8 protein-coding genes and 1 pseudogene are annotated in these 12188 nt (G+C 69.1%); 3 read left to right on the top strand and 6 right to left on the bottom strand.

The window, feature by feature from the left end:
* The first annotated feature begins 7 nt into the window (after positions 1 to 7).
* A complete protein-coding gene (locus BQ8420_RS19720; protein ID WP_087100606.1) occupies positions 8 to 925 on the top strand; it encodes a tyrosinase family protein in 918 nt (305 codons plus the stop codon).
* A gap of 71 nt (positions 926 to 996) precedes the next feature.
* On the opposite strand, the pseudogene BQ8420_RS19715 reads toward BQ8420_RS19720, so the two are convergent.
* The 6 genes and pseudogenes from BQ8420_RS19715 to BQ8420_RS19690 form a co-directional block, all read right to left on the bottom strand.
* Positions 997 to 2103 (bottom strand): annotated as a pseudogene (locus tag BQ8420_RS19715) (3-dehydroquinate synthase II family protein); the annotation flags it as partial.
* Between the two features lie 66 nt (positions 2104 to 2169).
* Positions 2170 to 2994 (bottom strand): 2-amino-3,7-dideoxy-D-threo-hept-6-ulosonate synthase, encoded by an 825-nt coding sequence (locus tag BQ8420_RS19710; RefSeq protein ID WP_087100604.1) that lies wholly within the window; start codon positions 2992 to 2994, stop codon positions 2170 to 2172.
* Between the two features lie 19 nt (positions 2995 to 3013).
* The gene (locus BQ8420_RS19705) at positions 3014 to 4318 is read right to left on the bottom strand and encodes an aspartate kinase (protein WP_160049375.1); all 1305 of its coding nucleotides are present in this window, start codon (positions 4316 to 4318) and stop codon (positions 3014 to 3016) included.
* Between the two features lie 170 nt (positions 4319 to 4488).
* Positions 4489 to 5796 carry a phenylacetate--CoA ligase family protein gene (locus BQ8420_RS19700; RefSeq protein ID WP_087100602.1) on the bottom strand — a complete coding sequence of 436 codons (1308 nt, stop codon included), beginning with the start codon at positions 5794 to 5796 and terminating at the stop codon, positions 4489 to 4491.
* Between the two features lie 159 nt (positions 5797 to 5955).
* Positions 5956 to 8625, bottom strand: a complete 2670-nt coding sequence (locus BQ8420_RS19695) for a LuxR family transcriptional regulator (RefSeq protein WP_087100601.1) — start codon at positions 8623 to 8625, stop codon at positions 5956 to 5958.
* A 173-nt stretch (positions 8626 to 8798) separates the two neighbouring features.
* Entirely contained in the window at positions 8799 to 9524 is a 726-nt protein-coding gene (locus BQ8420_RS19690) for a DsbA family protein (protein WP_200816003.1), read from the bottom strand.
* Positions 9525 to 9717: 193 nt separating this feature from the next.
* Here BQ8420_RS19690 and BQ8420_RS19685 point away from each other — a divergent pair, with 193 nt between their 5' ends.
* Positions 9718 to 11346 (top strand): FAD-dependent monooxygenase, encoded by a 1629-nt coding sequence (locus BQ8420_RS19685; protein WP_200816002.1) that lies wholly within the window; start codon positions 9718 to 9720, stop codon positions 11344 to 11346.
* Positions 11343 to 12155: an amidohydrolase family protein gene (locus tag BQ8420_RS19680; RefSeq protein ID WP_087100600.1), complete on the top strand. Its 813-nt coding sequence runs from the start codon at positions 11343 to 11345 to the stop codon at positions 12153 to 12155. The genes BQ8420_RS19685 and BQ8420_RS19680 overlap by 4 nt, the downstream gene beginning before the upstream one ends.
* Positions 12156 to 12188 lie beyond the last annotated feature (33 nt).

Here is a 12188-nt window from a genome sequence, read left to right as displayed (position 1 = left end):
GACGGACATGGCGCACGTTCGCAAGAACCACCTGGACATGACCGACAGGGAGAGGCGCGCGTTCATCGACGCCGTCCTCGAACTCAAGCGCAGAGGCGTCTATGACGAGTTCGTACGGCTGCACATCCGGATGAACTCGTCCGACTACATCAACAAGGACGATGGGCCCCGCTACGGCCACATCAACCCGGGTCTGATGCCCTGGCACCGCCAATACCTGCTGGAGTTCGAGAAGGCCCTCCGGTGGGTGGACCCGTCGGTGACCCTGCCCTACTGGGACTGGACGACGGACCGCGGAACCGACTCACCACTGTGGGGTGAGGACTTCCTGGGCGGGAACGGCCGCCCCGGCGACGGCAGGGTCACCACCGGACCGTTCGCCTTCGCCAACGGATGGCGGATCAACACCAGCGTTGTGCCCGACGGTCCCGAGGACCCGTGGCTGGAGGGCAACTACACCCACGATGACCGCCCCTACCTCATCCGCGACCTGGGTGGGCTCGGTGAGCTTTCCACCGCGGAGGAGCTGGAGGAGACGCTGGCCCTGCCCGTCTACGATTCCCCACCCTGGAACCACACGTCGGGCTACGAGCCGCCCTTCGAGAGCTTCCGCAACCACGTGGAGGGCTATGCGATGTTCCCGTGGGAGGAGAACATCGGAAAGCTGCACGGTTCGGTCCACGTGTGGGTGGGCGGCCATATGCTCTACATCGGCTCGCCGAACGACCCCGTCTTCTTCCTGCACCACGCGTTCATCGACAAGCTGTGGGCGCTCTGGCAGGAGGAACATCCGGGTGTCCCCCACTACCTGCCGGTGGAACCCACCCCCGGGGTGCCGTCCCTGCACACCCTGTTGGCGCCCTGGAACACGATGACCCCGGCCGACCTGGTCGACCACACCCCGTTCTACACCTACGACGTGTGAACCCGGAACACCCGGCACACGGGCCGGCGCCGCCGGGACGTCCGTCCCGGCGGCGCCTCGTCGTCCGCGACCTACTTCTCCAGGCAGAACTCGTCGATCGGGTAGCCGACGTGACGGTCTTGGACCGGAAGGTATCCCATCACCCGGTCCCCGGGCTTGAGTTCGGTGCTGTTGAGCACCGCTCCTCCCGGGCCCAGCACACGCACGTGCCAGTCGTCCTGAAGGATCAGGTTCACCGACCGTCCGTCGGTGGACACCGCGTTGACCGAGATCAGCGGACGTGACTCGATCTTGACCCGGCCGACCGTCACCAGGCGGGTGCGGCCCTCCACGTCCACGGCCATCACCTTGCTGCCCGCCTTCAGCTCGCTCAGGTAGTTGGTGCGGCTGTCCTTGGACAGGGTGTAGGAGTGGATCGCGCCCGCGTTGACCCGGAAGGGGCGGGTCGGCATGTAGGGCAGGGGGTGGGTCTCACTCACGCACAGGATCATCCCCTTGGAGTGCGAGCCGACGAGAATGCCCTCGTCCTCGCGGAAGTGGGTGCAGGTATCCACGCACGCGCGCTCACCCATACCGATGTGCTCCGTGCCGGTGACCTCCAGTTCCGCCAGCTCCAGGTCGGGAGTCTCGGTCTCGGCGGAGGCCCGGAGCTCGGCGGCGTCGCCCACCGCACGCGGCGCCATCATGACCCCGTCCGAACCCAGTTCGAGGACACCGAAGATGATCTCGGCCTCCTCGATGTCCTGCGCGATCGTGATGATGCTGCCCGAGGCGCCCGCGGCCGCGGCGATGACGATCTCCAGCGGGATCTTGGTCGGGTCTCGGAACAGTAGGACACTCCAGGGCTCGGTTCTGGCGGACTGGCAGGCCTTCTCCAGGGTCTCCGCGTCGATGATCTCGACGAACCGGCCGAACTCCACCTCGGGGTGGAGCAGGGACAGCTCCGCCGGGGTGCCGTGCCGCTCGGGGTCGACGATGACCACGTCGGCTCCCCCGAAGTCCTCCGGCAGCGGGCCGTTCAGCGAAAGCAACACCTTGGTCACGGTCGGCGGTAGGTCGGCGAAGCCCGCCGGGTCGTCGGAGACGAGTCCGTCGACCCTGTGGTGCAGGGCCTCCTGGACCACGGCGGCGGTGGTCTCTCCGGTACCGCGGATGTCGAGCCAGGTCAGCTTCACGGGACAACTCCTCAATGGTCGTGCACTTTTGGGGTGGAAGGGGATGGGTCATGGATGGTCGGGGCGGGGTCAGTCGGCGAGAGCCCGAGAGGGGCCCTCCATAGAGCCCTGAGCCAGGTCGAAACGGTTGTGGACACGCCGGGCGACGGCCTCGGCCATCGATCCCGGGTCCGGGGCCTGGAAGATGTTGCGCCCCATGGCGATCCCGGCGGCGCCGCAGGACATGACGTCGTCGACGTAGCGCAGCACCTCTTCGACGTCCTCGTGTTTGGGCCCACCGACGGGGATGACGGGGATCGAGGCGGAGGCGACGATCTCGCGCATGCTCTCGACCGAACCGGAGTACTCGGTCTTGACCAGGTCGGCGCCCAGGTCCGCGGCGAGCGACACCGCGTGGGAGATCAGCTCCGGATCCTGGGGATCGGCGACCTTGGGGCCCCGCGGGTAGACCATGGCCAGCAAGGGCAGGTTCCAGCGGTCGCAGCTCTCGGACACCAGGGCCAGGTCCGCGATCTGGCGCCGCTCCTCACGGGAGCCCAGGTTGACGTGGACGCTGACCGCGTCCGCTCCCAGGCGGACGGCTTCCTCCACCCCGGCCACCAGGTACTTGGCGTCCGGGTCGTCGGCGTGCATGGTGCTCGCGCTCAGGTGCACGATGAGCGAGGTCCGGGTGAACCAGTCCGAATCGAGGTGGCGCAGGGCGCCCTTGTGCACGACGACCGCGTCCACCTGGTTGGTGGCGAGCTGCCCCACCAGCAGGTTGAGGCGGTTGCCTCCGGTGACGGGGCCATTGGTGACGGAGTGGTCCAGTGGGACGACCAGGAGGCGTTGTTCATCGTGGCGGAAGATGCGTTGGAGACGTAGTCGCCGGGCGAAGGGAGTGTTGTCGGGCATGGCTGGTGTGCCTTTCTGGTCAGGACGCGGTTCCGGAGGGCTGGTGTCCCAGGCGTGCGTCGAGGTCGAATGCGCCGTGCAGGACACGGACCGCCCGGTGGGTCTCGGGCTCGGGGACGGTGGCGCAGATCCGTGACTGCGAGGTGGCCAGAGATCCCACGGGTATCTCCGCGGAGGCCAGGGCGGAGAGCGCGCGTGCTGTGTACTCGGGGCGGCTGAGCAGGCCGGAACCGACGAGGGAGACCTTGCCGACGGCGGGTCCGAACCCCAGGTGGACACCCTCACGGCCGACCGTCTCGGCCAGGACACGGCGCAGCCGCTCGGCGTCCGATCCCCGGAGAGTGATCCCGGAGTGGAAAGCGCCGTCATCGCGGTGGTCCGCCCAGACCATGTCCACGGGGACCGGTGCCGCGGCGAGTGCGCGGAACAGTTCGACGGTGAGGGCACCGTCGGCCTCGGCGATCCGGAGCTGTGCTCGGACGGCACCCAGTTCGTGGGCGACGGCCCGGACCGCTGGAACGGTCTCGACCATGTCCTTGTCCCCTTCAGGCACGATTCGCGTGCCCCCGTGCTGTTCGGACGCGTTCCTGACCCGGATCTCCACGCCGTGCAGTGCCGCCGTCTCCACGGCCCGGGAGTGCATGACCCGGGCCCCGGCGAAGGCCATCTCGGCCATGGTCGACGCGTGGATCTCGGGGATGAGGCGGGTGTTCGGGCAGACTCGGGGGTCGGCGGTGCGAACCCCGTCGACGTCGGTGTGGATGTCGCAGCTCGCCGATCCGAACGCGGCCGCGAGCGCCACCGCGGTGGTGTCGGAGCCGCCGCGGCCCAGGGTGGTGATGTCGCCTTCGGGGCCGACCCCCTGGAAACCCGCCACCACCGCCACGTGCCCGGAGTCCAGCGCGCGCAGCACGTACTCGGTGTCGATGGCGGTCACGCTCCCCTCGCCGGGGCGGCCCGAGGTCCGGATGCCCCCACGAAGGCCGGACAGGGAGGTCGCCGCCACCCCGCGGGCTTGGAGGGCCATGGCGGTCAGGGCGGCACTGGCACTCTCACCGGTGGCCAGCAACTGGTCCATCTCGCGGCCGGGTGCGGTGGAGCCCACCGAGGCCGCAGCGCCCAAGAGTTCGTCCGTGGTGTCGCCTCTGGCGGAGACCACCACGACCAGGGAGCGTCCCTGTCGACGTTCCCGGCCGATCCGCTCGGCCACCGCCCGCACCTGCTCCGGGGAGGCCAGGGAGCTGCCACCGAACTTCCAGACCTCGATGCTTCCTGCTCGGGTCCGCGATGACGTCGTGGGAAGAGGAGCCTCAACGGCGGTCACGGTTGATGTCACCATCGCCACCGCCTTCGATCCGTGCGCAGCGCATGCGCCCATGCCTTTCACTACTCGGTCAGGGTCGGCCGGACCCCGCGAGCGGTCGGTCCGACACTCCTCAGCATCGGCCCAGGGGTTATCGATGCGTTTATCTTCGGATATCGAACCGGGAGGAATCAGTGGTAGAGGACGGCGCGATCCCAGTCCTCATGTTCGGCGAAGAGGCTCCGCGGCTTGACCACGTCCTGGGAAGCGGTCAGGAGACCATGCGGGACCAGTGATCCCGGCGCCACCGGGCGCAGGTCCGGCACGATCCCCAGTGCCTCCTGGACCGCCGTGCGCAACCGGGCCACGGCATCCGCCCGGTACTCGGGCGCGACCTCGAACTCCATGACCAGACCGTTCCTGCCGGCCCGAGCCCGCCAGAACAGCACGCCGTACCGCGCGGGCAGGCCGAACACCGCAGCCTCCAGATCGTGCTGAGTGACGGGTCTGCCATCCGCCCTGTACTCCCAGGCGGAGCGGCCGAGGACCCGTACGGTCGGCAGCGGCCACCCGCACATACACGCCGTATAGGACACCTCGACGTCGTCCTCCAGGTCGTAACGGAGCAGGGGCATGGCCTCCCGGTAGAGCGGGGTCACCACCAGACGTCCGCGGCCCTCCGGTGACGACGTGCCGGTCACGGGGTCGAGTACCTCGAAGAGGACCCGATCCGCCCACAGGTGCATGCTCCCGGCGGGACACTGCCCGGCAAGACTGCCGGTCTCGGTGGATCCGAACTCCTCCACCACGGGCACCCCCCAGATCTCGCCGATGCGCTGTCGCCGTTCGGGGGTCAGCGGGTCCCCGCCGACGAACAGCGCGCGCAGTTCGGGGAAGTCGGAGGTCGGGTCCAGCCCGGTCGCCCGCGCCGCGGCCGCCCACAACAGCGTCTCGGTCGACATGGACCAGGTCAGGCTCACCCGCAGGTCCCGGATCACCTCGACGATGCGGGAGAGGGGGGTGGCGAGTGAACGGTTGTCGCCGGGGACGACGGTGGCTCCTCGGGAGCGCGCGGCCGCGTGGGCCAGGTGGCCGGTGAGCATCAGTGCGTAGGGCGTGCGGACCAGGAAGGTGTCTTCGGCGGTGATGGCCACCCATTTGCGGGCGTACCGCTCGACCAGGTCCTCCCAGTCCTGTTCGGTGTAGAAGGACGGTGTCGCCTGACCGGCGCTCCCGCTGGACTCGTGGTAGGTGGCGACGCGGCGCCGGGGCACCGCCAGCATGCCGAAGGGCCGCTGATCACGGAGGTCCTGCTTGGTGGTCAGGGGAAGGGAGGGCAGATCCACGGAGGTGGGCGGGGCACCCGAGGCGAAGAGTCGTTCTTGATAGAAGGGCGACGCGGAGGCCCACTCCAGGACCTGGGGCAGCCGCTTGCTCTGAAGGGCGGCGAGTTCTTCGGGACTGTTCCAGTGGATCTCGAACGGTGCTCTGACGGTCACGGGGCCTCCTCGGCGCTCTCGCGTTCCGGCCGGCCGGGTCCGAGCGGGTGAGGTCCGTCGCCCGGCAGCCGCCGACACAGCGCAATCCTCATGCGCGGTGGCGGCTGCCGACATCACGTGGACACGTGAATGGTCGCGTCGGGGGAGGGGATCGTCGGCTCAGGAGATGCGGGAGATCATCAGACGCGCCAGTTCCACCCGATTGCGGACTTCCAGCTTGCGGAAGCTGCTGCGCAGGTGGCTGTCCACGGTGTGCGGGGACAGGAAGATCCGGTCGGCCACCTCACGGTTGGTCAGCCCGTCGGTCACGAGGAGGGCGACGCGACGTTCGGAGTCGCTCAGCTCGTTCCAGGCCCGGTCGGGAGCCGGAGTCGCGGCGGCAGGTGTGCCCTCGGAGCGCCTGGTCAGGTCGCGCAGGGCACGGGCGACCCGGTCGGCGGGCCCCCGGGCTCCGCATCCCTCGTAAATCTCGTGTGCCCTGGAAAGCCGGGGACGGGACCGTGCCGTGTCGCCCTTGCGGGCCGCCGCTCGCCCCGCGTCCTCAAGGGCCAGTGCGCGGGGGAACGGGCGCGGGCTGTCCTCGTAGGCCTCCACCGCCGCCTGGAGCAGTCCCGGGTCGTTCATGAACAGTCCGGACGCGTGCCGTGCGGCGCCCAGGAGGGAGGCGGTTCCCGGGTTCTCCCGGGCGAGCCGGGTGCTCGTGTGCACGACCCGTTCCGCCTGCTCGGGCCGGTTCGCTTTCAGGGCCAGGCGCACCAGGTGGGCGGCGGACTCGGGACTGCGGAGGAGAAGCGTCGCGTTTCCCTCCAAGGAGCCGTAGATCTCCGCGGCGGGGAGACCACCGGTGGCCCGAGCCAGGCCCAGTGTCGCCTCCTGCTGGCGGGGGCAGCTCAGGGAGCGGTCCTCGGCCAGGATGCGGTGGAAGTACTGCCGTGCGACGTGCTCCTCACCCCGCAGCAGGTGGATGTGGCCCAGGACGGATCGCACGTCCCTGGCGAGGTTCCCACTCGGGTCCACTCCGCAGTCCACCCGAAGGCAGGCCTGCTCGGCCCGGTCCAGTTCGCCGCGCCATAGGAGCAGCAGGGCGCGGTGGGCCTCCCAGAACGGTGCGGCCGACGCGTCCGCCGCCACCTCCTCCCAAAGGGCCATGTCGATGGTGGACGAGGCCTCCACGAACCGGTCCTGTGAGGCCAGGGCCACGGCCAGGATCAGCCGGGTCGTACGGTGCGCCTTGGTGGCGGTTGCCGACCCCGGGATGCGCTGGAGGACCTCGCCCGCGTGGTCCCGGGCGAAATCGAGGTCGCCGCGGCCGAAGGCGATGCGCAGGCGGACCACCTCGGCGCTGACGATGGCGGTCGTCTGCCGGGTGGCCAGTCCCAGGGTGACCGCCTCCTCCACCGAGTCGAGGGCCTGATCGGGCCGTCCCTGCTCCAGGAGGCAGCCCGCCCGGATGGCGAGGAGCCCGGCCCGGGCCTCGGAGCCCGGCTCTACGGTGCGCAGCGCGCGCTCGACGTGTGGACTCACGTCCACGAAGGAACTGTGCTGGCTGGAAGTCTCCTGGAAACCCGCCAGTGCCGTGTAGAGCAGGGACGGGTAGGAGATCCTCTCCAGGACGGCCAGCACGACCGAGCGGGCCCTGGCCGTTCTCCCGCTCGCGAGGAGCAGGTGCGTGGTCTCCGCCAGCATGTCGGCGCTCATGTCGCCGCTCTCGATGGCGTGGCAGAGATTGTCGGTCAGTTCCCGGTCGCTCTCGGAGCAGACGACCAGGTGGCGGATGATCTCGGCCCTGGTGCCCGAGGGCCGCTCCTCGAGCATGGCGGCCGCCTCCCGGTGGAACGCGTGCCGGGTGTGCGGGCTCATCGTCAGGTACACCGACTCTCGGGTGAGGTCGTCGGTGGACTCCAACCGTCCCTCCCTGGCCTTCAGGATGTCGTTGGCCAGGGCCTCATCGATCACGGGAAGGAGGTTGGTGGGTGTGGAGTCGAGGAGACGGGCGGCCTCGTGGAGCGTGAAGGGGCGGTCCAGGACCGCGTTCACCTGGAGTACGAGGTTGATCCGTGGGTCGAGTTTGTCCAGCCGGGACACCACCTGGTGGTGGAAGGCATCGGGAAGGTCGGCCACCTCGCAGAGCCTCGTCGGGTCGGTACTCCTGGACTCGCGAAGAGCGTTCACCATCCACACGACGAGTGAGGGGACGCCTCGGCACTTCTCCAATAGGCGCAGGTGGCCTCGGGGCGGTTCGCCCACGGTCTCCTGGTACAGGGACGTGACCTCCTCGTCGAGGAGTGGCCCCAGGCGCAGCAGGTGTCCCTGCTCCTCGGTGAGGAGTTCTAGCGCCTGCGACACCGGTCCGCCGTTGCGCAGGGGGCCGCATCCGATGAGCCACAAGATGGGTAGCTCCCGGGTGTGCTCGACCAGCATCGGCAGGAGGAGCGCGGTCATCTCATCGCTCCAGTGCGCGTCGTCCAAGGTGACGAGCACCGGCTGCCGACTCGCGTACTCGGTCAGGCGGTTGCCCATGCGGAGCGCGAGATCGAACACGTGCCCCGTTCCGTGGTCCGTCAGGAACGAGATCCCCTGCCCGAGGGGGTGCTGGAACAGGCGCATCAGCGTGCTCCATTGCACGCACCGGTCCAAACGTGTGCCCCGGCCGGACAGGACGCGCATCCCCCTCGACTCGGCCTCCTCCGCCAAGCGGTCCAGCAGCGTCGTCCTTCCCATTCCGGGAGGGCTCTCGATGACGGTGTGGTGTCCGGTTCCTTTCTCCATCCGTTTCAGATGGTCGAGCAGATGTCCCACCTCACGGGTGTGACCGACCAAGTTCTCCATGAAATAATCCCCCGGATCCTTCTTTTTTCCAGGTCAGGGTCACTGCCCGGCGGATTAGGGCGCGGTCGTGCTTTTCATTGGTGAACGTCGTTGTTCGGATGCGGGCGGGTAGAATTGCGATATTCTCGTAATGAGAAATACCCCTGGTGTTCGTCCCGCCTTCGGTGCGTGTCCTATTCCTTGGTCGACAGGGTGTCGATGAGGGTGTCGGCCCACATGGGATCGTAGGTCTCGAAACGAGGGAAGCCGCCCTCCGGGGGCGGTGCCGTCCAGTGGTAGCGCACGCCCGGATTGTGCTCGGCCCAACCCTGGGCGAACAGGTGCGGGCTGCCCTGGACGTCCGGACCGCTCGCCGTTCGCCACTGCGAGTAGACCTCGGCACGCCCCCGTCCGGTCGCCAGCGCCCGCTCCAGGGCCTCGGCGTCCACCCCCGGGCATTCCTCCGCGACTTCCAGGATCACCGGGTGAATACTCACGCACCGGCCCTGCTCGTAGAAGGCCCTGCGCAACGCGCCGTCCAGCTCGTCGCTGCCGGAGAGCCCACCGACGTCAGGTGCCTTCGCGGCCTGCACCGCCTCCATGGCGGGGAGTGTGGTCACCGGGTAGGTGGACTCCGGGCCCGGCCACAGTCTCCAGCCGAGGTCGGGCGCGACGCCCGCGATGGCCACCACCTCCGACTCCACGATCGACCGCGGTGTCGGTATCCGGTTGAACAGCTCCAGCGGGAAGGCCCTGTGGTCGACGGTCAATCCCACGCCCCTTTCCCTGGCTCGGGCGTGCAGGACGTGCAGGGCCAGGCTCGCCCACGGGCATCCGATATCGGACCAGACGGTGACTACTCCGGGACTCTGTGTTTCGATGTGCTTCCACTCGGAGTTCATGTACTCGGTCGGTTCCATTCTTGTTCTCGGGTCCGGTTCAAACGGTTGATCACACTAGGGCATCGGCTTCGGTTCTCATATATTCCGTCCACAATCGGTCAGGATGCTATTGAATCCTCGGCTTGCGGCTGATCACGGAAATGCGTGATGTGTGTTCGGTGGGGTTTCCGAAAGTATCCGGACATCCAATGCCGTGAGAGAGGAGCCCGCTGTGGGCACCGGACACGACACCAGTGGGACACCGGAGACCGAGATCCTCATCGTGGGAGCAGGGCCGGTGGGGACCACGCTGGCGCTGGAGCTCGCACGTCAGGGGGTGGCGAGCACCTTGGTGGAACGCCACACCGGGCGCTCGCCCTACCCGAAGATGGACTTCCTCAACGGACGCAGCATGGAACTGCTCCGACGCCTGGGAGTCGTGGACGAGATTCGGGCGAAGGGGGTGGGGGCCGGGCACGCCTGCCGCTTCCACTGGAGCGCCGACTTCTCCGAAGCTCCGGTGGCGGCCTGGGAGTACGCCTCCGTCAGCGAACTCGATCGCAGGGGAGAGGCGACCAACGACGGAACCTCAGGGCTGGAGGCCTACCAGCGGTTGCCCGGGAACATCCTTGAGGAGATCCTGCGCGACCGGGCGGCCGCCCACCCATTGGTCGACCTGCGCACCGGTACCGCCGTGCTGGGCCTCGACCAGGGAGAGGACCACGTCACAGTGCACCTGCGCGACGGCGGAGGCGAGTACGCATCGCGGGCCGGGTACGTCGTGGGCTGCGACGGCGCCGGCAGCACGGTCCGCCGTGAGGCGGGAATCCCGACGGAGGCCCATGGGCCCAGCGGGGACCACCGCGACGTCTATTTCCGCAGTTCCGACCCCATGCTGCGCCGTCACGGCCGGTACTTCCTCAACATCGTCGCCACGGGGATCACGCTGGTCTCCCGTGACGAGCAGGACACCTGGACGGCCTTCTTCCCGGTCGCCGAGCACGAGGAGGACGACGCGGTGACGATCATGCGCCGCCGCCTCGGTGTGGAGCTGGACGTGGACGAGGTCGTCCACACGGCGACGTGGAAGGGGAACATGGCCGTGGCGGCCCGGTACCGCCAGGGGAGGATCCTCCTCGCGGGCGACTCGGCCCACCAGTTCTACCCCACGGGCGGACACGGAGCGAACACGGGCATCGGCGACGCCGTGGACCTGGGCTGGAAACTCGGGGCGTTCGTCCGTGGCTGGGGCGGCCCGGGGCTGTTGGACGGCTACGAGGCCGAGCGGAGGCCCGTCGCGCTGTTCAACCTGGAGATGTGCGCCAACCTCCTGGAGGTGTGGGGGCGCTTCCCCCGGCTGGCCGCCTCCGGCGCCTCCCGCCAGACGCTCGCCGGTTTCCTTCGGGAAGAGGAACACCAGATCGAGAACCTGGCGATCCACTTCGACTACCGGTACGGTTCCTCGCCGATCGTGATCCCGGGTGCGGGTACCGAACCCCCGTGGTCCTGGCGCGGCACCACCCCCACCACCTGGCCGGGTGGTCGGCCCCCGCATGTCCGCCTTCAGGACGGGACACCCCTCTTCGATCTGCTGGGCGCGGAGTTCACACTGGTCGACTTCGGCGCGGACGGAGCCGGCACCGCGGCGGTGGAAGCCGCCGAGAAGCGGGGGATGCCACTGCTCCACCTGCCCGTGAGCGACCCGTGGGCGCGCTCGGTGTGGGGCCACGACCTCGTGTTGGTCCGGCCGGACCAACACGTGGCCTGGCGGGGTGCCACTCCGCCGGAGGACTGGGGGACCGTCCTGGACGCGGTGCGCGGCGCGTCCGCCATCGGGTCGGATGACGGGAGCCGCGCATGAGCCGCGATCCCGACCTCCCGGTCGTCGACTTCCACGTCCGCCTCCCCCCTCTACCTTCGGCACGCGACCGGATCCTGCGCTCCATGGACGCCCACGGGGTCGAGACCGCCGTCGCGTGCGCCGGGGGAGCGCTCTCGCTCTCGGAGCTGTCCCGTCAACTCGTCGAGGGGGGCGGCACCACCGCCGACCTCGACAACGACTTCGTCCTGGCCATGGCGGAGAAGAGCGGCGGGAGACTGGTGCCCTTCTACTTCGGCAACCCGCACGGCGGGACCGACGCCTACAGGGAGTCGGCCCACCGCTTCCGGGGGCTGGAGATCTCGCCCGCCGTGCACGGCCCACCGCTGAGCGACCCCGGCTTCGCCGACCTGATCAGAACCGCGGCGCGGTGGGGCCACAGCGTGTACGTCGTGTGCTTCGAACGCGCCGGGGCCCGGGTCGCGGACCTGGTCCGGTTGGCCGGGGAGCACCCCGACGTGGTCTTCGTGATGGGACACACGGGTGTGGGCAACATCGACCTGTACGGCATCTCGCTGGTCGCCCCGCTCCCCAACATCCTCGTCGAGACCTCGGGTGGGTACACGTGCGCGGTCGCGGAGGCGATCTGGGTCCTGGGCCCCGACCGGGTGCTGTTCGGGTCGGAGTCCCCGCTTCAGGACACCGGGGTGGAACTGGCCAAGCTCGATGCGCTCGACCTGGCGCCGAAGGTCTACGCGAGCGTCCTCAGGGGCAACGCGCTGCGCCGGATCGACGCGGCCCGGACCGGTCCCGCCGCCCCGGGGCCGGCCCAGGTATCCGAGATCTCGTGATGACGCGCGAAGGTGGGGTCCGAAGACTGGTGG

Source organism: Nocardiopsis sp. JB363 (genome assembly GCF_900143625.1).
In the GTDB taxonomy this organism is placed as follows: Bacteria; Actinomycetota; Actinomycetes; order Streptosporangiales; family Streptosporangiaceae; genus Nocardiopsis.
This window is presented reverse-complemented; position numbering and strand designations above follow the sequence as displayed.